Source organism: Pseudarthrobacter sp. PvP004, assembly GCF_017876035.1.
GTDB classification, from domain to species: Bacteria; Actinomycetota; Actinomycetes; order Actinomycetales; family Micrococcaceae; genus Arthrobacter; species Arthrobacter aurescens_A.
In genome coordinates this window covers 3,309,247-3,333,049 of sequence record NZ_JAGINL010000001.1, presented here as the reverse complement: position 1 = coordinate 3,333,049, position 23,803 = coordinate 3,309,247, and the positions used below count along the sequence as shown (strand labels likewise).

Sequence of the window (23,803 nt, the reverse complement as noted above, 5' to 3'; positions counted from 1 at the left end):
GCCAGCGTAGCTTATTTTCCCAGTTTATCGCCGTGCGCAGGGCTGGCAGGAATTGTGACCACATAGCGGCCACCAGCTGTAGCGCCGGGAGTATGTAACAACGGGACAGCTCTACGCCACGGGCCCGCCACGCCTCCAGGAGTCAGGAGGCGCGACGGGTGGGGGTTTCGCAGTCTGTGCGATGGGTTAGCGGCCCTCAGTGCCCGTCTGCCACACAGCCCTCCACGGATACTGGGTGTACATGACAAGATTCCCGTCCGACTGCATCCGCAGTAACTTAAACTCGTAGTTTCTTGGGCCAGAGGTATTCGTCTGCCAGAGCACGTTCATGGATTGTCCGTACATGACAATGTTGCCGTCGCCCTGAACTGCCAGCATGCTCGCGTTTCGTCCGTTGGTTCGGGTATGCCAGAGGGGGACCCCGTTCTTATAGACAACGAAGTTTGAATCAGTCTGGAAGACGGCTTTGTACGGTCCGTTTAGCAGACAAAACTGGCCCGGCCGGTACGTGATGTTCGGGGCGTTGTAGTAAGCGAACTGGAGAGTTTGTCCGGTGCTGCCGGGGGTGCACGAAGAATAGCCCCAATAAGCGCTTGCCGGTTGGACGCCGACAGCGCTGAGGAGTCCCAGTGCCAGTACGCCTGAGCCGATCCTTCTGACGAGCTTCTTGCGGTGCGTTAGTTGTTTCTTCATATCCCTGGTCTGTTCTCCATCGATCGTCGGCGGTTGCTGATAGAGGTTTCTTGTCAGCATCACTCGATGCCTGCACCGAGCTGTACCTTCGGCGAGTCATCCCAAGGCGTGGTTCCCGTGCCAGCAAAGCGCCGGGAACGAGGGCCGTGGACGCCGCCACTTAATGAAGTGCGACTCGCCAGGGTTACATGACGCGCTCACCGTGGATGAGCTTGGCCGAGGAGTCGTCCGGAGGGTTAGCCGGCTGCGCGGTTTACGGCAGGTGAATGGCGCAGTAACTTCACGAGTGCGCGCCGGGATGACAGAGGGCGAATCGTCACCAACCTGACGTGGCCGGACCGCCTTTGAACGGGCCTACTATCTGCTGAGTGATCCACCCGCCGTAGAAGCCGCCTTGCTGGAATGTCACCTGCTCGCCGTTGATCTCGCAGGAATCCATATGTTGCGGGTAGAGGGCCACCCGGCTGCTGAGGGGCTCGAAACCCCTGGCCGGGTTCGCGTAAGTCCACCCGCCGCGGGATACGACAACACCGCCGGCAACGACGTCGAAATAGCTTGCTTCTCCCTTGAACTCGCAAAAACTCGTGCCGTCGTGAGGAACCAGCACGCCGGAAGGGAAGGCATCAAAGGGTAGGTAGTAGACGGGCGGGTGGCTTGTCTCCAGAACCCGCACAGCGTCAGTGGTGTCCACGATCACCTGACCCCCAAGCCGGACAACCACCCTTTCCGAGCGTGGTTCGATCCTCGGCGGACGTGGATAGTCCCACACCGACTCCTGTCCCTTCTTGGGTTTGATGGGCCGGGGGCGCCGAAAGACGCCGGAAACACTGCGACTGGAGACCATGTCCCATGGTGGCACGCTTGGCTGGGATCTCCCCGTGAAAGCCGGTGCATCGAAGCCTGGGCCCCGGCGTATCGGTTGGGGCGTGCCCGGCGTACCATCCAACTCATGAGGTTTGTGAGCGGCGATGGCCGGTTTGCCTGACCATACGGGCGGTTCGGGTCCGGGATGGAACGAGCCCGAATATGAAGTCATCGGCGGCGGGATGATCGATGATCAGCCGTCCAAGGTGACCGACCGGAAACCAGGCACGGGGCCGCCGCTCGCCTCTGGAAATTTCTCAGTGACTGCCGGCGAGGCGTGGCGGAACACCCGGGAGTCCTTCACGTCATGGTGGTTCTGGCTGGCCTGCGCACTTGGGATTGCTCTCGCCTGGGGGATAGCCGCCGCCTTGGTGGCCTGGGCAGAATCCAGCGGGGGGTTTGAGGCCGGGGTCGCCAATGCTGTCCATTTATTGATGGCGGCATTTCTGGCACTCTCAGCGGCCGTGCTGGGCGCCGTGTGGGGCTTCCGGCATCCCAACGGAAGCGTCCCTTCACTGCTGCTTGCAGGAGCCATGCGCGGGGTGGCCTTGGCCGTGCCAGCTTGCGCTGTTCTGATGGTGGTGGGCTTCAACGTCGGCGGGCCGATCGCGCTGGCCGGTGCCGCCGTCGTCGTCATTGTCCTTGAAGTAGCCCTCTTCGGGCTGATCGGTGCTGGTTCACGGAGATGCTTCGCCAAGGTCATGCCGGCAGGGGTTTTGGCTGTGGTGCTCATGGCTTTCCTTTGCATAGGAAATGTGGCGGTCACGGTCCTGTTGCTGCCCGCGACCACAGGTACGGGTCAGGCATCCGTGCCGGTGAACGTGGAGCGGGACGACTCCGGAAGGATCACTGCCTATGAATGCGTTGGCAATCTTCGTCCGGTTGAGGTGGCGCACACGGATCGGGTTGCCTGGCTGGCCACCACCAACCCTGCCCTGCTCCTGGGCAGCGTGGGCGGGGAACTGGCGCCCACGGACAACCCGATTGGATGGATGTTGTCCGGACTGCAATGGGCCGCCGACGGTCCGTCACGCGAAGTCCCGTGCCTTAGCGGGGAATCAAGCGACGGCCTTGCTCCATCCATGCCTGTGGCGCTGACGGGCTTGGTACTGCAGGCAGCACTCGCCGCGCTGGCGATTATGTCGGGACGCTGGCTGGCTGACCGCCGGGCGGCGGCTGGTTCGGGTCCTGGCTGAGCTGCCTCCGAGCGTACTCAGAAATGACGACTCCCGAGCCGAACGCCGTCGTCGAAACCTCATTGAAGGCGCTGGGCTGGTAGGTGCCGGGCGCAAACAGCGGGATGCCGTCGCCAAAGAGCACCGGACTGCGTTTGAGCACAAGCCGGTCGATTTCACCCGCGAGCTGCGTTGCCAGTTGCCCGCCGCCACAAAGCCAAATCGACTGGCCGGGCTCGGACTTCAACCGGCGAACAACCTCTACCGGATCTTCATCCGTGACTTTCAGGTTCGGGTGCTCGCCGGGTACGTCCGACTCGGTCCGTGTCCGGGAAAACACCACTTGTTTGAGGTGCTGATACGGGCTTGTCATGCCCACCGGCAGTCCAACAGCGTAGGTGTTCCAGCCCATCACGACGGTGTCGAACATGGTCCCCGTGCGTTTGACGGTTGATGTTGTGATTGCGAGACTACAACAGCGCGTTGCGCCTGCCCTCGAACGCGCGGCCCAAGGTGACCTCGTCCGCGTACTCAAGGTCTCCACCCACGGGGAGGCCCGACGCCAGCCGTGTCACCGTGATCCCGATCGACTTGAGCATGCGGGCAAGGTACGTTGCCGTAGCTTCGCCCTCAAGGTTCGGGTCAGTGGCGATGATGATTTCCTGGATGGCGCCGTCGTTGAGGCGCGTGAGGAGTTCACGGATGCGCAACTGTTCCGGCCCGATGCCGGCGATGGGATTAATGGCCCCGCCCAGCACGTGATAGCGCCCGCGGAAGGACCGTGTGCGCTCGACGGCCAAGACGTCCTTGGACTCCTCAACGACGCAAATGACCGACGGATCACGACGCTGATCCCGGCAGATATTGCACGTTTCCTGCTCGGTCACGTTGAAACAGACAGTGCAGAACTTCACGCGTTCCTTGACCGTGGTGATAGCCGTGACAAGACGCTTCATGTCCTCGGGATCTGCCTCAAGGATATGGAACGCCAGGCGCTGCGCCGATTTAGGGCCCACACCGGGAAGCCGGCCGAGCTCATCAATCAGCTCTTGAACTGCACCTTCGTACACAATGTCCTCATTAGTTTGAAATCAGTGCTGGAGTCAGCGGGGTTGTAGGGGAGAACCGTCCAAGGCGCGCTCTTCAATCAGCTTTCCGCCCAGAATACGCTCCACCGCAGCCCGCCCAAAGACCCGGGATTCCTCGATGGTTTCATCTTCCGGACTGGGAATGTCCTCCGGGACTGACTCCGGCTTCGCCTGAGTCCGCACCGGGGCCTGCACACGGCCGGCCTGGGCTTCGGGGCTGTTCGTCAACCGCTGGTACAAGCTCTGCCGGCCATTTGGACTGCTCGACGGCGCACCCTCCTCAAGCGTCGCAACCGAACCATGCGACTCCTCGGGTTGCGTAGCCAAGGATGGCCAGGTTGCCGGTGCGTTGCTGGCAGCCGGGGCGCCGCTGGTTACCGGGACGCTGCCGGCCGTGTCGCTGCTGCCGGCAGGGTCGGGCATGGATTGCGTTCCCGGCCAGCTCGACGCCGGTGCGACGTCCCAGCTGGAGCTTGGGTTCTGTTCGGCATTGGTTGGGTGGCCGTAAGTTCCGGAGGGTGTTTCCGGGACCTGCGCCGCCGCCGGTTCATAGTCCGGGGCGTCCGTTGCGGGTGCGCTTTCTTCAGGAGAGTCGAGGGGTCGCTTGCCCACGTTGGACTCCGTGCCCACAACCCACGTCCCAGGAGCCTGCTCCACCGCGCGGGACCATGGATCGTCGGACCCGTTGATGCCCGCAGGGTTTGCCGCTGTGGAAGCGGTGGCAGAAGGGACGGCCTGGGCCGGCGCTGCTGATGCTCGCGGCGCCGTCGGTGACGGGCTCGAGGAAGGTGATCCGCTTGCCGGGGACTGGGCGGGGGCCGGCGTAGCCGGCTGTGAGCCCGTGCGGCCGTATCCCGACGGGGGTTCCCAATCCGCCGGAGGCTCTTCATCCAAAGGCGGGGCATCCTCGTCGAGCGGCGGACCCCAATCGTCGTCAGGGTACGAGTAATCCGTGGATGGCTCGGCGGGTGCCGAAGTGGCTGGCGCGGGGGCGGCGGGTGCGGGTGCTGCCGGCGATGCTGCCGCCGGGGCGGGTGCTGGCGCGGCCGGCGTCGGGGCAGCCGGGACTTCTGGCGCGGGTACTGCTGCTGGAGCTGGCGATGCTGCTGCCGCTGGTGCCAGCCCCCACGCAGAGTCGACCGCTGATACCGGGGCTGGTGCAGGAGCTGATTCAACAGGCGGCGAAGTGGGGTTCGCGGGGGTGCCTGCTGACGATGCAGCAGCCGGAGTTTCCCGGCTAGTAGGTGCTTTTGGGTTTGGCTCAGAGCTCGCTGAGCTGTTGCCGCCAGCCACGGCGACGATCTGGCAGTCGATGCCGATGGTCTTGTGGATCGCCTGGCGAAGGTTCTCGGAATGATCCGCGCGTCCAAACGCCCCTGCAAGGCCGCCTGTTGTGAAAGCCAAAGTCAGCACTTGGCCATCGAACTGGGCAACTTGGGCATTCGGTTCCACCAGTGCCCAGGTGCTGCGCTTGATCTTGGTCAAGGTCTGCAGGACGTCAGGCCATGCGCGACGCAGGGCCTCTACGTCGCCGCTGCCACCGGAAACCGAAGCTGCAGCAGCAGGCTGCGGAGTGGGGGCAGGTGGCTGCTGGGCTGCCTGCACCGGGGCTGTCGGCTGAACCTGCGGGGCAGCCTCCTGCGAGGGAGGAGGCGTAGGAGCTTGAACAGGCTGGGTTTGCTGTGGTGATGCCGACCCCGGCTGCGGCTGGCTTGAAGCAGCGTGGGATGCGGCAGCCTGGGGGGAGCGGCCGGCAGCCGGACGGTCCTCGACGGGCCAATCGTTGGTGGAGACTCGCGGTGCCGTGATGGCGTCGCGTGATCCTGCTTCAGCGGACGGCTCGGAAACCGCCGGAGCCGAAGCGGGCGTTGGCTGGGCATCGGCCGACGCAACAACAGCGGCCGCAGGCGCAGGCGCAGGGGCGGCAGCGGGCGTCGTCGGGGCTACCGGCGAAGCCGTTGGCGTAGTAGCTGCAGCCGCCGGTGGGGCGGCAGCAACAGCCGGAGCACCGCCGTCGCCCGTGTAATTCAGGCGACGTTCCACGCGGTCGATGCGGGCAGCGATGCCACGCTCCGTCTGTTCGGCGCTGGGCAGGAGGATGCGGGCACACAACAGCTCGAGGTGGAGACGCGGGGACGTGGCCCCGGTCATCTCGGTGAGCGCGGTATTTGTGACGTCGGCTGCCCGGGACAGCTCGGCTGCGCCCAAGTTGGTTGCCTGGTTGCGCATCCGAGCGATCTGATCGGCCGGCATGCCGCGAAGGATGGCCTGCGCGCTCTCGGGCATGGCCTGGACGATGATGAGGTCGCGGAAGCGTTCCAACAGGTCTTCGACGAAGCGCCGGGGGTCGTGACCGGTCTGGATGACTCGGTCCACCGCGCGGAATACGGTGGCAGCATCCGCGGCAGCCACGGCATCCACGATGTCGTCCAGCAAGGAAGCGTGCGTGTAACCGAGCAGCGCAACAGCGAGCTCGTAGTCCAAGCCGTTGGGTCCCGCGCCAGCCATGAGCTGGTCCAGGACGGACAGGGTGTCACGAACAGAACCGCCACCCGCGCGGATGACCAACGAAAGTACGCCGGGAGCGACAGGAACATTCTCCTGCTGGCAGAGCAGCTCAAGGTATTGCATCAGCGGCTCGGGCGGCACCAACCGGAAGGGATAGTGGTGCGTCCGCGAGCGGATGGTCCCAATGACCTTGTCCGGCTCGGTTGTGGCAAAGATGAACTTGATGTGTTCCGGCGGCTCTTCAACAATCTTGAGCAGCGCGTTGAAGCCGGCAGACGTGACCATGTGGGCCTCGTCAATGATGAAGATCTTGTAGCGGTCACGCACCGGGGCGAACGTTGCGCGCTCGCGGAGATCGCGGGCGTCGTCCACGCCACCGTGGCTGGCGGCGTCGATCTCTATGACATCAAGCGAGCCGGAGCCGCCGCGTGCAAGTTCGATGCAACTGGGGCATTTTCCGCAGGGGGTGTCAGTGGGGCCCTCGGCGCAGTTAAGGCAGCGGGCCAGAATGCGCGCAGAGGTGGTTTTGCCGCAACCGCGGGGGCCGGAGAAGAGGTAGGCGTGGTTCACACGGTTCTTGCGGAGCGCCGTCATCAGCGGCTCCGTGACGTGTTCCTGCCCGATAACGTCCGCGAAAGAGTCCGGGCGATACCTTCGATACAGGGCAGTTGTAACAGTCACAAGTGAAACCTACCTATAGAGACTGACATTTAAATAAGTGACCCCTCATGCACCCGCCAGAGCCCATCTACCCTTGCTACCTTCCGGTCCTGGGGGAGTTCAACAGGATGACGCCACATGAGGGGCCGTCGACAAGCTTACCCGAACTTGGGTTGGGGTTCGAATCGGCTCGAAGGGCTGTGGATAAGGCTCGACGGCGTTTGGCTGGCCTTCTCATTTTGTCGGGGCTGGCTGGTAATCGTCGTACTGCAGGAGAGGTTCGTCGGAACGGGTGTGGCTATGGTGCGGGATGGGTAGTGGGGAGTGGGTGGGGTTCGTGTCCTGGCGGTCTCCCCGTCACCGCCAGCCATTCACCGGCCATGTCATGAAAGCCGGCTCCTCGTATGGGTGCGCGGCCCGCAGAGCCAGCACAACGCCGTCGAGCATGTCCTCCTGAACAACGCACTCAACCCGGGTTTCGGGCACCTGCTCCTCGATCCCCACCTCACCGATAGCTGGCCGTGCTCCCGGTAGAGGCGTGAAGCGGCCGGTGCCTGGTGAAGTAAAGGCGCAGTGGGAGTAGTCGCCGATTCTCCCGGCGCCTGCGTCGCCAATGGCCAGGAGGACTTCCTCGATATGCGTCTCAGGAACGTAGACAACGAGGGCATGCAGCTGAGCCATAAGGACATCCTGTCAATAAACTTCGGCTACAAACAGGTCTCAACCATTGCAAAACGAGGGACTGCAGCGGACCATGGGTATGTACACCGATTGGGGCAATCTCAAGGTTGTGAGCTGCGGGGCCTGGGAGCGAGGGGCCGGACCCGGCAGCTCAACGGTGATACCGCAAGAATGGGCGCGTTGGGGGCGTCCATTTTTCCGTTAACGACCGCTTCTCCGAGGGTGCTTCGGCGTGGCAAATCAGCCCGATTACACGATGCCGAAATTCTCAGGTACAGTAGTATCTGCTTTCGAATCGGAAGCAAGGAGAATTCGCCTAGCGGCCTATGGCGCACGCCTGGAACGCGTGTTGGGTTAACGCCCTCGGGGGTTCAAATCCCCCATTCTCCGCCGAAAAAGGCTCCGGGATCCAGCTGATCCCGGAGCCTTTCTCTTTGCCCGAAACCCGAGTCCGGCCATGACGGTTTCCCGCATCACGTCCCGCTCATTCCCAGCGCACCATTTGTCCTATGACGTGCTTGGCCGGACCTTTATGCCCTCCTAGGATTGCTTGGACTTGCTCGCAACCAGAGGGGATCCGGTGTCGGACTTCAGTGTAGGAAGAGTCCGGGGCAGGCACCTTGCAGTCCCGCCGAACCGGCACAGCGCGGCCCCGTCGAACCGGCACAGTGCGGCCCCGTCGAACCGGGCTCGGGCGGCGGATCTGGACGCCATCAGGCTTACCGGTATCGCAGCCGTAGTGGTTGGTCATGTCTGGACATCCGGGCCGTTCACCGATGCCCTGTTTGCGTGGCATGTCCCCGTATTTTTCATCCTGACGGGCTATCTGTGGAAGTCGGGCCGGACGGTGCGGGATGAGATCACCCGCCGCTCCAAGACGCTCCTGGTCCCGTACGTTGCGTGGCTGGCCGTCCTCAGTGTCGCGTTCGCTTCCGTGGAGTATCTGCGTGGCGGATCCCTGCCCGTCGAAGCACTCCGAAATGCGGTCTATGGCGGAGCGTTCGCGGTGCGCCCGTATTCGGCGTTCTGGTTTGTGCCGGTCCTCTTTTTCACGGCCGTGCTGTTCCGCTGGCTGGAGCGATTTCCGCCCTGGATGGCGTGGATCATCGCTGGACTTGGGCTGGCAGCAAGCGTTTTTGCCGGGGAGGTGATGGCAAAGACGCCCTTAGGAATAGCCTTGGCGGTGCCGTGCCTGGTGTTCGTTCTCGTCGGACGCGCTTTGCCTGCCATGGTCCATCGCGTCCGGTACAAGACGGCCGTGGGCGTGGGTCTGGTACTTGCTGGCGTTGCCCTGACGGTCGGCGGTGTGGTTCAGCCGCTGAACATGAAGGACGGCGACTTCGGCACAGTCGCGCTGAGCGTGGTCAACGCCTCTGCAATTAGCCTGGGACTGATCCTCGTCTTCGCAGCGCTGTACCGCATGGTCAGCCCGGCGGTGAATCGCCTGACGATCCAGCTGGCCTCCGCCGGGCTGGTGGTGGTTCTCACCCACGCGTTCTTCCTCTACCTGCTCAACACGCCTGCGTCGGGATCGATCTTTGACGCCGTTGTAGCTTTGGCGGTGCCCTTTGCTCTCGCATTGCTGGTGCTCCGGTCGCCGCTCCGGCGCTGGCTGGTGGGTTAGCCGTCAGCCCGCTGCTCGGTATCTTTCTGCTGAGCGGCAGCCACGCGTTCCAGCACTTCCCGGCAGGCCAGAATTGCCGGGTGGATCCGGCCGGCCGTTCTGGTGGATGTGAACACGGTTCGCTCCGGGAGACCGGGAAGGTCCAGGAGTTGGACCGTGCGGGTGCGCCCGGTCCATACGAGGTCCGGCATGAGTGCCACGGCGTTCCCGGATTCAATGAGCCGGATCTGGGCTTGGAGGTCGGCTGTTTCGTAGCGCACGTCCGGTTCGAAGCCCGCGGACCGGCAGGCCTGCTCCGCCCAGTGCCGGGATGCTGCGCCGCGGGGTTCCATGACCCACGGCATTGAGGCGGTGTCCGCGAGGGTGGCTACGGTTTCGCCGCCAAGTCCTACGGGGGGAGTGGCCAGCCGGATGGCGTCGCTGGTGAGGGTTACCCGGTCCAGCCCGCTGTGGTGCGGGGCCGCGTGGCCTGGGTATTGCTCGGCCACCACAAGGTCGAAGTCCCGCGCCCACGTTTCGTAGAGTGCAGTCTCGGGCTCGCGCTGCGTCATCTCCACGCGGACCTCTGGATACTCCTGGCGCATGATGCTGAGGAAATCGGGCAGCAAAGCCAGTGCCGCGGATTGGAACACGGCCAAGCGCACGGTTCCGGTCACCATGGAGAGCGACGCCGCGAGCTCGGTTTCCGCGCGCTCCAAGGTCTCCAGCAGCGCCGCGGTGTGGGCCACGAGGATCTCCGCTTGCGGAGTCAGTTGCACCCGACGCCCCGCTTTTCGCAGCAGCTCCACCCCGGCTTCCTTCTCCAGCAACGTGAGCTGCTGTGAAACTGATGAGGGGCTGTATTGCATCGCATCGGCCACCTCGGCGAGGGTTCCGCGGATCTTTAACTCGTGCAGCAAACGCAGCCTGCGGACGTCCAGCAAGACGACCTCCAAAGGTTCGGGATGGGTAATCAATATTCGTCAGAAAAGATCGCTTTTCCTAACGTGATTGTAGATCCATACTGATGGAAACAAACAAACTTCTCCGTCTCAGAAGGAGCCCCCATGACCAGCACCCTCCCGGATGCCACCGCCCCGCGCACCCAGGATTCCGGGCAGTTCGATGCTTTGGCTCAGGAAGCCATCGCCTTGGTCCGCCACTGGCTTACCGAAGCCAGCAAGATCCCCGTGGATGTGTCCGCGCAGCGTCTCGCCGGTGTCCTGAAGGACCCGAACGGCCTTGACTTCACTGTCGGATTCGTCGACGGCGTCATCCGCCCCGAGGACCTGTCGGTCGCCGGCCGCAAGCTCGCAGAGCTCGCTCCCAAGGTGCCCAAGTTCCTCCCGTGGTACATGCGCAGCGCTGTGCGCGTGGGTGGCGTCATGGCTCCGATTGTCCCGCAGGTTGTCATCCCGATCGCCCGCCGCGTGCTCCGCGAAATGGTGGGCCACCTGATTGTGGACGCCACCGACGCCAAGCTCGGCCCGGCCATCGCCAAGATCCGCCAGGACGGTGTGCACCTGAACGTCAACCTCCTCGGCGAAGCAGTCCTGGGCGAGCACGAAGCCCAGCGCCGCCTGGAAGGCACGTTGAAGCTCCTTGCCCGCGATGACGTGGACTACGTGTCCATCAAGGAATCCTCCACCGTGGCACCTCACTCCCCGTGGGCCTTCGACGAAGCCGTCGACCACGTGGTGGAGAAGCTCACCCCGCTCTACCGCCTTGCCGCGTCCTTCCCCAAGCCCAAGTTCATCAACCTGGACATGGAGGAATACAAGGACCTCAGCATGACCATTGCGGTGTTCAAGCGCATCCTTGACATGCCCGAATTCAAGAACCTTGAGGCCGGCATCGTCCTCCAGGCCTACCTCCCGGACGCCCTCGGCGCCATGCAGGAACTGCAGGAGTGGGCCTCGGCACGCCGCGCCCAGGGTGGCGCACCCATCAAGGTCCGCGTGGTCAAGGGCGCCAACCTTCCCATGGAACAGGTTGAAGCCTCGCTGCATGACTGGCCGCTGGCTACGTGGGGCACCAAGCAGGACTCGGACACCAGCTACAAGAACGTCATCAACTACGCCCTCACCCCGGAGCGCATTGACGCAGTCCGCATCGGCGTGGCAGGCCACAACCTGTTCGATGTCGCTTTCGCCTGGCTGCTGGCGAAGCAGCGGGGCATTGCCCAGCAGGGACAGGGAGCGATTGAATTCGAGATGCTCCTGGGCATGGCAACCGGTCAGGCCACCGCAGTCCGCAAGGACGTGGGCAGCCTCCTCCTGTACACACCGGTGGTCCACCCGGGCGAGTTCGACGTCGCCATCGCCTACCTGATCCGCCGCCTCGAAGAAGGCGCCAGCCAGGAAAACTTCATGTCCGCAGTGTTTGAGCTGAGCGAAAACGAAGCCCTGTTCAAGCGCGAGCAGCAGCGCTTCCTGGACTCCCTGGCAGGCATGACGGACACGGTTCCCGGCCCCAACCGCCAGCAGGACCGCCGCCTCCCCGCCGAGCCTGCCCCGCTTGAAGGCTTCGCCAACACCCCGGACACCGACCCGGCCCTCCCGGCAAACCGAGCCTGGGGCCGTGACATCCTCAAGCGCATCCCCGGTTCCACCGCCGGCAACAAGATCGTGGAGTCCACCAAGGTTTCCGACGCTGCCCAGCTGGATCGCATCATCGCCACCGCCGTAGACCACGGCAAGGCCTGGGGCGCCCGCCCCGCCGCCGAGCGTGCAGCCATCCTGCACCGCGCCGGCGAGGTCCTCGAAGCCCGCCGCGCGGAACTCCTGGAGGTCATGGCTTCCGAGACCGGTAAGACCATCGACCAAGGCGACCCCGAAGTCAGCGAAGCGATCGACTTCGCGCATTACTACGCCGAGCGTGCCAAGGACCTGGAAACGGTCGACGGCGCCACGTTCGTCCCAGCCAACCTCACCGTGGTGACCCCGCCGTGGAACTTCCCGGTGGCGATTCCCGCAGGCTCAACGCTCGCAGCGCTCGCCTCAGGTTCCGCCGTCGTGATCAAGCCTGCAAAGCAGGCCCGCCGCTCCGGTTCGGTCATGGTGGATGCCCTGTGGGAAGCCGGTGTGCCGCGCGAAGTGCTGGCACTGGTGCAGCTTGAAGAGCGTGAGCTCGGCACCCAGCTGGTTTCGCACCCCAGCGTTGACCGCGTGATCCTTACCGGTGGTTACGAAACCGCTGAGCTGTTCCGTTCCTTCCGCCAGGACCTGCCGCTGCTGGCGGAGACCTCCGGTAAGAACGCCATCATCGTCACCCCGAGTGCCGACCTGGACCTCGCCGCGAAGGACGTGGTGTATTCGGCATTCGGCCACGCAGGCCAGAAGTGCTCGGCTGCCTCGCTGGTGATCCTGGTGGGCTCGGTGGCCAAGAGCGCACGCTTCCACAACCAGCTGATCGACGCCGCACGCTCACTGACCGTGGGCTACCCGGAGAACGCCACCACGCAGATGGGGCCGATCATCGAGCCGGCCAACGGCAAGCTCCTCAACGCCCTCACCACCCTGGGCGACGGCGAAACGTGGGCCATCAAGCCCGAGCGCCTCGACGAAACCGGCCGTTTGTGGGCTCCGGGCATCCGCTCCGGCGTCAAGCGTGGCTCCTACTTCCACCTGACCGAGTTCTTCGGTCCGGTCCTGGGTGTTATGACCGCGGAGACCCTCGAGGAAGCCATCGCCATCCAGAACGAGATCGAGTACGGCCTCACCGCCGGCCTCCACTCACTGGACTCCGCTGAAATGGGCGTCTGGTTGGACACTATCCAGGCCGGAAACCTGTACGTCAACCGCGGCATCACCGGTGCGATCGTCCAGCGCCAGCCGTTCGGTGGATGGAAGAAGTCGGCCGTGGGCGCCGGAACCAAGGCCGGTGGACCGAACTACCTGATCGGCCTGGGCAGCTGGCTTCCCGCCGAGGCCAAGGCCAAGCGCGGCACCGTACTTCAGGGCGCTGCCGCACAAATCCTCACCGCCGCCAAGTCTGCGGACGTGACCGCCGAGGAACTCCAGACCCTCCAGCAGTCGCTCTTCAGCGATGCCGCAGCGTGGGAATCCGAGTTCGGCACCCGCAAGGACGTCTCCGCCCTTTCCGCAGAGCGCAACGTCTTCCGTTACCGTTCCCTCCCCGTCACGGTCCGCCTCTCCGAAGGCGAGCGGCTCGCTGAGCTGCTGCGCGTTGTAGCAGCCGGCGCAGTGGCAGGTTCGGCGCTCAAGGTGAGCTCCGCCGTCGTACTTCCTGACGCTGTGGTTACCGTGTTCGCGAACCTGGGCGTCAGCGTCCGTATCGAGGACGACGCCGCGTGGCTGGCCCGTGCAGCCAAGTTCGACGCCGGACGGATCCGCCTGATCGGGGGCGACTTCGCCGCGCTGAGCGCAGCCATGGGTGGTCGTCCGGATGTCGCGGTTTACCACGGTGCTGTGACCCAGGCCGGCCGGATCGAGATGCTGCCGTTCCTCCGCGAGCAGGCCGTGTCCATCACTGCCCACCGCTTCGGCACCCCGAACCACCTGTCGGATCACCTGATCTAGGACCGTTCGCCGAGGGGTTAGCTTTCGGCGTTACTACCCCGCGAAAGGGGTGAGAGCTCACCCCTCGGCGAAGGCCACGCTCAGGCCGCGTACCCGAGCCTCTGCAACCTCCGCCGGGCAGCCTGCTCGCTGGGCCCGTGGGAGCCCAGGGCAAACCGGACCATGCCCAGGACGGCCCGGGCGGCTGTGATCACGGGCAAAGGAAGCGGACCCAAGCCGGCGCGGCGAATACCCAGCATCTCGCGATACCTGGGTTCGAGGCTTGCGACGGCGGCCGCGAACAGGATGCTGTAACCCGGCTTGAGCAGCGGGCTGAGAGGTGGATAGCGGATAAAGGACACCGTCTCGGCAAGTCGCTCATCAGCCCGAAGTATCCCGGAGGCGTACCACTGCTCAAGTTCTTGGTGGACCTGGGCCTCGGTGAGGGGCGGGTTCTCAACTCCCATCAGCCGCCCTGCTGCTGCCCACTCGCGAACGTAGGCATCGGGCCCGCCGGGGATGGGCCGGCCCCAAATACGGTTGGCGGTAATGAAGGAGTCGGCGTAGGTGACGTGAACCCAGCGCAGGAGTTCCGGATCATTGGCGGCGTACTCGCGCGTGACACCGTTGCCGTCCACGTACGTCCCCCGCACGCGCTCGTGGATCTTCCGCACACGGGCGGTGGCTGCTTCGGCTGCCTCCGTGGAACCGTACGTCACCGTAAAAATCCATCGGACCGTGTTCGCCAGGCGGCCGAGCGGGTCTTTCTGGAAACCGGAGTGCTCGTAGACCCCTGCCAGCGCGCCGGGGTGCAGGGCCTGCATCAACAGGACCCTGATCCCCGCCACGATGGTGGCCACGTGGCCGTGAACCGCCCAGACGGCCGACCCCGGAAGGTGATAGCCGGCGTCGTTCCCCTCTGCGAGGCGCGGCACCCACTCCGGAGGCGTGCCCGACGTTCCTGTGAAGGTGCGCTGCAGTTCGTGCCTGTACTCCGTGAGGTAATTCCTCATAAATCCCATGAGACCTCGCAATTGCGCCGGTGTACAGGGGAAAAACGTGCGGGGTCAGGTGCGGACTCGTCGCCGGGATGGTGCTGCGGCCACCAGCAGGGCGGCGATGGCGACGGCGGCACTCAGGATGAGGCCCGGACGGTACTGTTCCAGCATGGCTTGGGCGCTGACGGTTCCGGCTGCCTGGCCGTGACCGCTCACCAGCGCCGTAGTGACCGCCAAAACCAAGGCGGCTCCTACCTGTGTGCTGGTCTGGATCAACCCGGCAGCCAGCCCCTGCTCCGAATCCTTGATCCCGGCCGTCGCCTGAACGTTGATGGACGGGAAAGCCAGAGCGAATCCGATGCCCAGCAGGACCACCGACGGCAGGATGTCCAGCACGTAATTGGGTGTGGTGCCCACGCGGAGGAACAGGACATAGCCGAGACCAAGGGCCGTGAGCCCTGTCAGAATCAGCTGCGTGGCGCCGAACTTTTCAATGAGCCGGTCCGCGAACGGCGCGCTTGTGGCCACCAACAGACCTGCCGGCAGCAGCGCTAGGGCCATTCCCAGCGGCGTCCAACCCAGCACGGACTGCAGGTACATGGTGACGATGAACTGGAAACTGAGGTAGGAGCCGAAGAGCCCCACCGCGCTGAGATTGGCCCGTGCAACCCAGCCTTCTTTGAGGATGCTGAAGCGGATCAGCGGATGCTTGACCTTGTTCTCAATTACCGCGAAGGCTGCCAGCACGGCGATGGAAACTGCGAATCCGGCGATTGTTGCCACAGATCCCCAGCCCTGCTCCGGTGCTGAAACCAAGGTGTATACCAGGCCGAGCATGCCCAGTGCGAGGGTCACGGCGCCCCAGATATCGTGCCCGCTGTTCTCCGCTGACGGCTTGTCCTTGGGAATGAACTTCATGCCCAGGAAGACAACGACGACGGCGATGGGCACCGAAACCAGGAACGTCCAACGCCAGCTCAGGCTGGTCATCAGGCCGCCCACCACCAGGCCCAGCGAGAAACCGCTGGCGCCGAACGTGGTGAAGATGGACAGCGCTTTGTTGCGCTCGCGGCCTTCCGCGAAGTTGGTGGTGATGATGGAGAAGCCAGTGGGTGCGGTGAACGCGGCGGCCAGTCCCTTGATGAACCGTGTGGCGATCAGGATGGCGGGGTCGTCCACCAGCCCGCCTAGCAGCGAGGCGGCGGCGAAGACGGATAACGCAATGAGGAAGATTCGACGCCGGCCCAACAGATCGGCGAGACGGCCACCAAGGAGCAGGAGGCTCCCGTAGCCCAGAACGTATGCGGAAACGATCCACTGCAGGGAATCCGTTCCGAGGTTGAGCTCCTGTCCGATGGACGGCAAGGCAACGCCGACCATGGAGACGTCCAGCCCGTCCAAAGCCAGGACGGTGCACACAACCATGAGCAGCAGCCACTGGGCCCGTGTCCAGTGAACGGCTGAAACCAAAGGCGGCTCAGTTGAGGTTTTGAGGGTGGTGGGTGATGTCATGGATTCGAATGTACATGACGCGTCATTCAATGACAAGGAATATGATGCGTCATCTTATGACGTGGATTCTAACGCCGTGATGAACTAGAATCGGACCATGGCAACGACGCGTGACCGTCAACTGCATGACCGCCAATTGGTGGAACAGTGGCGCAGCATCCAGAACTCCTACTTCCGCACCGCAGGAGCGATCGACCGCGCCCTCGAAGCCAAGTTCGACATTGGCCTCAACGAGTTCGAAATCCTGGACCTCGTGGCCGAGAGCGAAGAGTCCGCGTGCCGCATGAAGGCCTTGGGGGAGCGCACCCCCATGACCCAGAGTGCTGTGTCAAAGGTGGTGGATCGGCTGGAAAAAGCAGGGCTGGTGTCACGCGAAACCTGCGCCGACGATCGCCGTTCCCTCTTCCTGGAATTGACTGAGGCGGGCCGCGCACTTCACGCCAATGCCGCCGTCGAACACCGTGCCCTGCTGAAGGAAAACCTCGGCTCTTAACCTGCGGACGCAAAGCTCAAGATTCTTGAGCCAAAACTGAGCCAACCTTTCGTTGGATGGCACCCGGTAAGCCTTTATTTTCGCTTCCATTCCCGCAACAATGGTGCTTGCACGCCAGGCTGGGGTTTGGTGCCGCTGGCTTTGGGGAGTGTTTTGTGGGCAAGCATCATGAATCAGACCGGGCAGTAGACCTGATCCGCACCGTAGGCTTCCATCGCGTTCTGATCGCGGGAAGCCTGGCCGTCCTGGCTTTCTTTGCGTTTGGGTTCCAACCTCTAAGTTCCGTCTCCAGCAGCTCCGTTGGTGGAGCACTGGCGCAGGGGGTGGTTGAACCAACGGCCCTAGGCACCTTGGTGCCGCCGGAGGCCGAAACGCTGGTGATCGACACCATGCCCGAACCCCCGGAACAAGTCCCCGGCACGCCCATGGTCTACTTCGACCGCGCCTTGGTCCGTACCGTCAGCAAGGACGGCTCCACGGGCCTTACCGTCGCCTCCGCAGGCCTGTCGCGACCACCCGCAGGGAGCCTGTACTCACCGCTTGAGGTCCTCAACAAGAGCTCCTCCTACGGCTACCGCTACAGCCCCTTGACGGGCCTTGCCGGAGAATTCCACTGGGGCCAGGACTACGCAGCAGCCTGCGGCACCCGCGTCTACGCAGCCGACGCCGGTGTAGTGCGGGCCGTCGGGTGGCATGTATGGGGCGGTGGCAACCGTGTTGAAATCGAGCATGGCAACGGCCTGGTCACCACGTACAACCACCTCCAGGCAATAGGAGTCACGCAAGGCCAGTCGGTGCGGGTGGGCGAGGTCATCGCAGAGGTTGGCACCACGGGCTGGTCCACTGGCTGCCACCTGCACTTTGAGACGATCGTGAACGGGTTGCACACTGACCCCGCCAACTGGTCGTTGTTGCCCATCCGGCAGGTTGATGCGCTGCAAACCATCGCCATGGTGAACTACCAGCCCGGCGTTGGCACCGGCACCTCGGCCACACCGCAGTGGGCCGTTCCCGTATCGGATGGCACCACCCGGGCCGTCATCGGTGGAGAGCACGAACACGACGAACCGCTTCCTGTTCCACCCGCGGCACCGTCCGGCACCACTCCGCCGGCAGCTAACCCCCCGAGCAGCCCTGGCGGCACCCAGACCACTCCGCCAGCAACTACGACGCCGGTTCAAACCACGACGCCGACGCCCTCACCTTCCGTGACGGCAACGCCGACGCCGACGGTCACGGCTCCGCCGACGGTCACGCCGACACCGACGACCACTGTGACGCCAACCCCGACGACCACTGTGACGCCGACTCCGACGGACAGCACGACTCCACCGCCGTCGACGACCACCGCCCCGGAAACCAGTACCGTCCCTCCGGCAGTTGTTGAACCGGCACCGGTTGCTCCGGCCGTTGTTGAGCCTGCCCCGGTTGTGGTGGCTCCTGCACCCGTTGCGCCTGCCGTTGTGGAGCCGGCCCCGGTTGTGGTTGCCCCAGCCCCCGTTGCTCCGGCCCTTGTGGAGCCGGCCCCGGTTGTGGTTGCCCCGGCACCGGTCATCGTGGAGCAGGCTCCGGTAGTGACCCAGACCGTGGTTCCGGCAGCTCCTGCCCCTCCGGTCGCTCCGGCGCCCGCACCGGTTGCTGTCCTCCCGACGTCGCTGCCGGCAGTGGTCCTTCCGCCCGGATACATCCTGATCGCACCAGACCTGGTGCAGCGGCCGGACGGCGTGATCGTGCCGTTGTCCTCGCTCATCATTCCGACGCCCTAGGTTTCTCTACCTGAGTCAGCTCCCGTAAGCTCGATGGCGGCAATCCCGCCAGACGACGTCGTCAGGAAGCGAATCCCATGACCAGCCTGTACAGCATTCCCCTCACCTTCAACGATGGCACCGAAGCGGACTTCGGCCGGTTCGAGGGCAAAGCGGTGCTGGTGGTGAACGTCGCTTCCGAATGTGGCTATACGCGCCAGTACGCGGGCCTGGAAGAGCTGTATGGCAAGTATCGGGCGCAGGGTTTGGAAATCCTCGGCGTGCCCTGCAACCAGTTCGGCGGGCAGGAGCCCGGCGCTGATGACGTGATCGCCGAGTTCTGTGAACGCAATTTTGGTGTGACCTTCCCGCTCACCAGCAAAGCCAACGTCCTTGGCAAGCAGCAGCATCCCTTGTTCGCGGAGCTGACCCGGGACGAGGACGGGCAGCCGGCCAAGGTGAAGTGGAACTTCGAGAAGTTCGTCATAAATCGCGGGGGTGAACTCGTAGCAAGGTTCCCATCCGCAGTGGAGCCTGACTCCGAAGACCTTATGGAAGCAGTGGAAAAGGCGCTGTTGTAAGCCGCCGATTCCGAAAGGAGGAAAAGTAATTTTCCAACATTCCGCCGGAAGTTAGCCGGTTGTTGGCTTGTTGTCTGGTTGGATTGGGACTACTGGATTGATACGGGAGGCGCCGTCTCCCACCAAACGCTAAGGCGAAGCTATGGAGCTCATCGAGGCCGAATACCCCAAACCAGGTCATGTGCTTTTGCACCTGAGCGATCTTCACCTGGTAGGTGGTCCGGGCACGCTCCACGGCTCGGTGGACAGCGCAGCCAGGCTACAGGAGATCTGCGAGCAGATCGTGGCCTCCAGGATCAGGCCCGCGGCCATCATCTTCACCGGAGACCTCGCGGACAAGGGCGAGCTTGAAGCCTACGAGAGTCTCCGCGAGATGATCGAACCTCTTTGCGACTCACTGGGTGCCAAGGCCATCTGGGCCATGGGCAACCACGACAACCGCGCAAATTTCCGGTCCGCGTTCGCTGACGCCTCCGAGGCCAGCAAGCCGCAGGACCCGGTAGACCGCAGCTACTTTGTCAACGGACTCCGCATCATCACCTTGGACACCACGGTTCCGGGGCATCACCACGGTGAGTTGTCGGAATCCCAGCTGGACTGGCTGGCCTCCGAATTAGCCACACCGGCCCCGGACGGCACCATCCTGGCACTGCACCACCCGCCTGTCCCGTGCGTGCAGGACCTCGCCGTGTTGGTGGAGTTGCGCGGCCAAGCCGCACTGGCCGCCGTCGTGCGTAATACGGACGTCCGCACTATCCTGGGTGGCCACCTGCATTACTCGACGACGGCGAGCTTCGCCGGCATCCCGGTTTCGGTTGCCTCCGCCACGTGTTACACCCAGGACCTGGCGGTGCGCGCAGGTGGACAGCGAGGGCGCGACGGAGCGCAGTCCTACAACATGATCCACGTTTACGAACACACGATTGTGCATTCGATAGTGCCGATGTCCGGTGGTGTGACCGTGGGTGAGCCGGTGGACGCAGCAGAGGTACAGCGGCGACTGGCCGAGGCCGGCATCCGCATTCCGCACGAGTCCAGGGTGGGGGCCCACACCTCACCGGGCACGCACACCTCGTCGCTCCCGCTTGTTTCGCCCGGAGCTTTTACTTCTCCCAAGGCGCCTTGACGGGGAAGTACTTCTCCAGGAAGTCGGTCACCAGGTCGGCGCGCTCGTTGGCTTCAACCTCCGGGAAACTGCCGTCATTCAGGCAGAAGAAATCCATGTGGCGCTTTGCCAGAAGCTTGGGCAGGTAGTGGAGCCCGGCCCACATGGTGGAGTCCACGTATCTGACTTTGGCGCTGGTCTGGGTGACGGCACGGCCGGTGAGCAAGGCGTAGTAGTGGTAGAACGAGTTGGTCACCGAGATGTTGTCCGCGGCCCGGAAGCGACTGCCGGCGGTCTTCGCGAACTCGGCCGGGAATTCCTTCTCCATGCGGGCCACGACGCTGCGGCGCAGCGGCGCCGCGGTGTGCTCAAGGTGCCTGGTGGTGATCCTGCCGAAGCGCTCCCATAGGAGCCTGCGGTTCACCCGGGCGGCGTTCTCAAAGCCGCTGCGTTCGGCGTCATTCTCGCCCAGCCCAATGCGGGTGTCCGCTTCGATGAACTTGGTGATGCCGCCGGGCGTGAAGAACATGTCCGGGCCCACGGGACGGCCGAAGAACATGTCGTCATTGGAGTACAGGAAGTGCTCTGAGAGGCCCTTGATGTGGTGCAGCTGGCATTCCACGGCCTGCGAATTATGGGTGGGCAGCACGGAGGGGTCGGCGAAGAATTCCTCGCTGCGCACAATGGTCACCGACGGGTGGTCGGCCAGCCATTCCGGTGCAGGGGAGTCCGTGGCGATGAAGATCCTCCGGATCCACGGCGCGAACATGTGCACCGAACGCAACGCATATTTCAGCTCGTTGATCTGCCGGAAGCGTGCCTCATGATCGTCGCCCTCGCCGAGGACAGCCTCGGCCTGCTGCGCGCGCCTCCTGGCGATGTACTCGGGGTCGCTGCCGTCCACCCACGAGAAGACGATGTCGATGTCAAAGTCGATGTCGCTGGCGTGATCAGCGAACATGTTCTCGATGGTGGGCCAGGTCAGTCCGTGCCGCTGAACTGTGCCGCGCACCGCGTCCTGGCGCAGCATGGTGCGGCGGGTCAGGGAGTTCTCTACGGGCAGTTCCAAGTGATCGCCTTCGAACCGCCACAGCTCCAGCTGCACGCCCAAGGCCGGGCCGTACCAGAGACCGCCACCGATCTCGACGCGCGGCCGATAGAGGCGGAAGATGCGGGCCTTCCGGTTAGCCGTGAGATCGCCGTCGGCCACCAACATGGAGGTCTTCTTCTTGGCGTCCACGGTCATGGAATAGAAGGGCTCATTCCGGAACGCCGTGACCAGTGCCTCACGGACGTCCTTCCGCGACTCCCAGTCAACCGCAATAACAGGCCGCTCATCATTGCCACGCACCAGGATGAAGTCCACACCAGCGGCGTCCAAGGCGGCCCGGACAGCCAGAAGATCGGACACCATGGCCTGTTGCGGGGTCAGGTCGCCGTTGACCAGGGCGTACCGCCCGCGGTGACGGACGACGTCGGACCTGTGCTTAAGATGCGCGACGACGGCAGGCGAGATTGCCTCGGCAATCGTGTCCTCTTCGATGGACGGGCTGCCGTGGTAAATCGGATCGACCTGTGCTTGTGTGATGGCTGTATCTCCGGGATCGTTGCGGTGCGGGTTGCTCTGAAACTCTAAAACTATGTTGCGCTGGAACTTAGATGGAAAGTGCCTCACGCCAGCTGCGGAGGAAAGCGCCGCCGGCGTCGTCGTGGATAACGTCGTCCGTCAGCTCCAGGTCAGCGGCCGTCAGGATGGTGTAAGGCTTCACCGGTACGCCATCTGCGGGCCGGACGTCCACGTGCTTCACATCGTGATCGTTGTGGTGAAGCCAGTCTGCCATGGCGTAGTCCGTACGGGAATCACCCACTGTCCTCCAGGAGAGCGGGGTGATGCCCTGCGCTGCCAGGAGTTCAACGGCGCGGCTGGCTCCGAGGTCCTTGCCCAGGCGGACGGATTCGATGTCCGTGGAGATGATGGTGGGGTCCAGGCGGTAATCCGCGGTGTCATCGGACCCAGGTGCGTGGTGGTCCAGGATGGCGGCGTTGAGGCCATGGCGTCCCATGATGTCCAGGGCATCGGCGTCGAAGAGTTTCTGTTCGGCCAGGTAATCCTCGCTGGCCACGTCCACGTGCTGCTCCACGGAGACCATGGCGCGCTTTGTCTCATCGAAGAACATATGCGCGGAGTAGTCCTCGGCAACGAGCCTGCGGATGTCATCCCCGTATGCCTTGGGCACGGCGAGTTCGTGGTCCACGTGGATGGGGCCAGGGCCGGCCGCGGTGTAGCTGAACCAGACGGCGCCCTTTTCGCAGATGGCGTGGATGACGGTATCAGCCGGCATTCCGGCCTCGATCATCGGCCCCATGACCTGTTCGCTGATGAAGGCATCCGAGCGGCCCGTGTTGAAAATGACGGGGATGCCGGCCGAGGCAAGGGCCACCATGTCCGCAATGATGTCCGGCTTGACGTCGCGCGTCACAGGGCTGGCGATAGGGCCATCGACATCCAGCAGCAACGCCAAAGCTGGCGTGGCGCGGGCAGCGGTCCGGTCAGTACCTTGCAGCGGTTGAGTCATGACCCCATTCTGTCAGTCCCGGAGGTTCGCTTCACAGCTGTGACGTCTGTGACGCCTGTGGAGGAGATTCTTCGGTGACGGCATGCTTACGGTGTGGCACGTTCAGTCGAAGCCGAGATTCAAGCCTTTACAGCGCGCCAACCTTTTCATCGCCGTGCCAGAGATACGGCCCTCTGGTCAGCGGGCGTGTGACAAAGGGCTGTCGTATCCGGCCCGTAGTCTCTGGAGAGACCTTCCAACGATGATGTACGAGAGAGACCGGACTATGGCCCACGAATTCGCCCAGCAGCCCCACGCTACGCCACCCAACTATCCCAAGCGCGAGGCTGACGACGGACAGGAAGAGGGGCCGTTTTTCTTCCCCGACCTAGAGGGCGCCGCGTTCAGGTCCAAAGCCACAACCTTTGCCGTCATCGGGATTTTCTTCTTCGGCGTCATCTTTGGTCCCCTGGCGATCAGGAATGCCGCCAAGGCCGAGGCCCTGGGGGTGCGGGCTCCATTCGGGAGAATCTGTGGCTGGATTGTCCTTATTCTGAACGGCCTGAACATTTGCCTGCTCATGCTCGGAGCCGTTCTCGCCCTGTCAGGAGCCTTCAACGGTTCATCCCCATCGGTCGAGAGCACAGTTAAGTCCGTTGTCGAGAAAGCGCGCGATCTTCAGGGAGAGCTCCCGATGCAAGTGGACTCCGTCACCTCCTTGACTGGAATCGAGGCCGAAGGCGATGCGATCCGTTACGACCTCGTCCTCTCGTCCAGCGTCGACCCGTCCACACTCAGCGCAGAGTCCGTACGCGGCATGGTCCTTCCGACCGTATGTGCAGCCACATCGACGAAAGAAATTCTTGATGCCGGTATCAAGATGAAGTACGTGTACACATTCGAGGGAAGCGCCAAGAGTGTGGACTTCACCGTCACCAAGGCGGCGTGCGCAGCTCTTTGAGCAAGCGCGGGGGGGTAGGTCCTCGCGCGGGACGATGGGAACCGCGTCAGTAGAGTGAGCC

The 23,803-nt window shown here is 63.8% G+C and carries 19 protein-coding genes, 1 tRNA gene and 1 other RNA gene; 9 read left to right on the top strand and 12 right to left on the bottom strand.

The genetic code is table 11. The annotated features are described in order from the left end of the window. Nucleotides 1–186: 186 nt before the first annotated feature. Together J3A64_RS14940 and J3A64_RS14935 are read right to left on the bottom strand one after the other, a co-directional pair. On the bottom strand, nucleotides 187–693 hold the full coding sequence (locus J3A64_RS14940; protein ID WP_210064705.1) for a mannose-binding protein: 507 nt from the start codon (nucleotides 691–693) through the stop codon (nucleotides 187–189). 316 nt (nucleotides 694–1,009) lie between these two features. Next, a complete protein-coding gene (locus J3A64_RS14935; protein ID WP_286176348.1) occupies nucleotides 1,010–1,537 on the bottom strand; it encodes a DUF427 domain-containing protein in 528 nt (175 codons plus the stop codon). A 124-nt stretch (nucleotides 1,538–1,661) separates the two neighbouring features. Here J3A64_RS14935 and J3A64_RS14930 point away from each other — a divergent pair, with 124 nt between their 5' ends. Beyond that, nucleotides 1,662–2,753, top strand: a complete 1,092-nt coding sequence (locus J3A64_RS14930) for a hypothetical protein (protein WP_286176347.1) — start codon at nucleotides 1,662–1,664, stop codon at nucleotides 2,751–2,753. On the opposite strand, the gene J3A64_RS14925 is transcribed toward J3A64_RS14930, so the two are convergent. The 5 genes from J3A64_RS14925 to J3A64_RS14905 all read right to left on the bottom strand — a co-directional run bounded on the left by J3A64_RS14925 (nucleotide 2,695) and on the right by J3A64_RS14905 (nucleotide 7,669). After that, the gene (locus J3A64_RS14925) at nucleotides 2,695–3,162 is read right to left on the bottom strand and encodes a dihydrofolate reductase family protein (protein WP_286176346.1); all 468 of its coding nucleotides are present in this window, start codon (nucleotides 3,160–3,162) and stop codon (nucleotides 2,695–2,697) included. The two genes, J3A64_RS14930 and J3A64_RS14925, sit on opposite strands and share 59 nt — an antisense overlap. Nucleotides 3,163–3,202: 40 nt before the next feature. After that, entirely contained in the window at nucleotides 3,203–3,802 is a 600-nt protein-coding gene (recR, locus tag J3A64_RS14920; RefSeq protein ID WP_011773417.1) for a recombination mediator RecR, read from the bottom strand. 33 nt (nucleotides 3,803–3,835) lie between these two features. Beyond that, a complete protein-coding gene (locus J3A64_RS14915) occupies nucleotides 3,836–7,009 on the bottom strand; it encodes a DNA polymerase III subunit gamma and tau (RefSeq protein ID WP_083773620.1) in 3,174 nt (1,057 codons plus the stop codon). A 33-nt stretch (nucleotides 7,010–7,042) separates the two neighbouring features. Beyond that, nucleotides 7,043–7,139: signal recognition particle sRNA small type (gene ffs / locus J3A64_RS14910), an RNA gene on the bottom strand. A gap of 206 nt (nucleotides 7,140–7,345) precedes the next feature. Then, a complete protein-coding gene (locus J3A64_RS14905; RefSeq protein ID WP_014920704.1) occupies nucleotides 7,346–7,669 on the bottom strand; it encodes a hypothetical protein in 324 nt (107 codons plus the stop codon). A 305-nt stretch (nucleotides 7,670–7,974) separates the two neighbouring features. Here J3A64_RS14905 and J3A64_RS14900 point away from each other — a divergent pair. Continuing rightward, nucleotides 7,975–8,059: transfer RNA gene (locus J3A64_RS14900), tRNA-Ser, on the top strand. A 190-nt stretch (nucleotides 8,060–8,249) separates the two neighbouring features. Continuing rightward, nucleotides 8,250–9,293, top strand: coding sequence for an acyltransferase family protein (locus J3A64_RS14895; protein WP_286140247.1), 1,044 nt, complete (start codon nucleotides 8,250–8,252; stop codon nucleotides 9,291–9,293). Here J3A64_RS14895 and J3A64_RS14890 read toward each other — a convergent pair. Continuing rightward, nucleotides 9,290–10,216, bottom strand: coding sequence for a LysR family transcriptional regulator (locus J3A64_RS14890; RefSeq protein ID WP_210064702.1), 927 nt, complete (start codon nucleotides 10,214–10,216; stop codon nucleotides 9,290–9,292). The two genes, J3A64_RS14895 and J3A64_RS14890, sit on opposite strands and share 4 nt — an antisense overlap. A gap of 123 nt (nucleotides 10,217–10,339) precedes the next feature. Here J3A64_RS14890 and J3A64_RS14885 point away from each other — a divergent pair, with 123 nt between their 5' ends. After that, nucleotides 10,340–13,813 (top strand): bifunctional proline dehydrogenase/L-glutamate gamma-semialdehyde dehydrogenase, encoded by a 3,474-nt coding sequence (locus J3A64_RS14885; protein ID WP_210064701.1) that lies wholly within the window; start codon nucleotides 10,340–10,342, stop codon nucleotides 13,811–13,813. Between the two features lie 80 nt (nucleotides 13,814–13,893). Here J3A64_RS14885 and J3A64_RS14880 read toward each other — a convergent pair whose 3' ends face one another. Together J3A64_RS14880 and J3A64_RS14875 are read right to left on the bottom strand one after the other, a co-directional pair. Then, entirely contained in the window at nucleotides 13,894–14,814 is a 921-nt protein-coding gene (locus J3A64_RS14880) for an oxygenase MpaB family protein (protein ID WP_014920708.1), read from the bottom strand. A gap of 45 nt (nucleotides 14,815–14,859) precedes the next feature. Next, the gene (locus tag J3A64_RS14875; RefSeq protein ID WP_014920709.1) at nucleotides 14,860–16,302 is read right to left on the bottom strand and encodes an MFS transporter; all 1,443 of its coding nucleotides are present in this window, start codon (nucleotides 16,300–16,302) and stop codon (nucleotides 14,860–14,862) included. A 97-nt stretch (nucleotides 16,303–16,399) separates the two neighbouring features. Here J3A64_RS14875 and J3A64_RS14870 point away from each other — a divergent pair, with 97 nt between their 5' ends. The 4 genes from J3A64_RS14870 (at nucleotide 16,400) to J3A64_RS14855 (ending at nucleotide 20,247) form a co-directional block, all read left to right on the top strand. Beyond that, nucleotides 16,400–16,795 carry a MarR family winged helix-turn-helix transcriptional regulator gene (locus tag J3A64_RS14870; RefSeq protein ID WP_011773425.1) on the top strand — a complete coding sequence of 132 codons (396 nt, stop codon included), beginning with the start codon at nucleotides 16,400–16,402 and terminating at the stop codon, nucleotides 16,793–16,795. A gap of 155 nt (nucleotides 16,796–16,950) precedes the next feature. Beyond that, nucleotides 16,951–18,561, top strand: a complete 1,611-nt coding sequence (locus J3A64_RS14865) for a M23 family metallopeptidase (protein ID WP_210064700.1) — start codon at nucleotides 16,951–16,953, stop codon at nucleotides 18,559–18,561. A 77-nt stretch (nucleotides 18,562–18,638) separates the two neighbouring features. Further along, nucleotides 18,639–19,121, top strand: a complete 483-nt coding sequence (locus J3A64_RS14860) for a glutathione peroxidase (protein WP_210064698.1) — start codon at nucleotides 18,639–18,641, stop codon at nucleotides 19,119–19,121. A gap of 142 nt (nucleotides 19,122–19,263) precedes the next feature. Then, nucleotides 19,264–20,247 (top strand): phosphodiesterase, encoded by a 984-nt coding sequence (locus tag J3A64_RS14855; protein ID WP_011773428.1) that lies wholly within the window; start codon nucleotides 19,264–19,266, stop codon nucleotides 20,245–20,247. Here J3A64_RS14855 and J3A64_RS14850 read toward each other — a convergent pair. Continuing rightward, a complete protein-coding gene (locus J3A64_RS14850) occupies nucleotides 20,225–21,814 on the bottom strand; it encodes a stealth family protein (protein WP_374100565.1) in 1,590 nt (529 codons plus the stop codon). The two genes, J3A64_RS14855 and J3A64_RS14850, sit on opposite strands and share 23 nt — an antisense overlap. A gap of 67 nt (nucleotides 21,815–21,881) precedes the next feature. Further along, a complete protein-coding gene (locus J3A64_RS14845) occupies nucleotides 21,882–22,802 on the bottom strand; it encodes a hypothetical protein (RefSeq protein WP_210064697.1) in 921 nt (306 codons plus the stop codon). 265 nt (nucleotides 22,803–23,067) lie between these two features. Between J3A64_RS14845 and J3A64_RS14840 the strand changes: the two genes are divergently transcribed. After that, nucleotides 23,068–23,742, top strand: a complete 675-nt coding sequence (locus tag J3A64_RS14840) for a hypothetical protein (protein ID WP_238324499.1) — start codon at nucleotides 23,068–23,070, stop codon at nucleotides 23,740–23,742. Nucleotides 23,743–23,803: the final 61 nt, after the last annotated feature.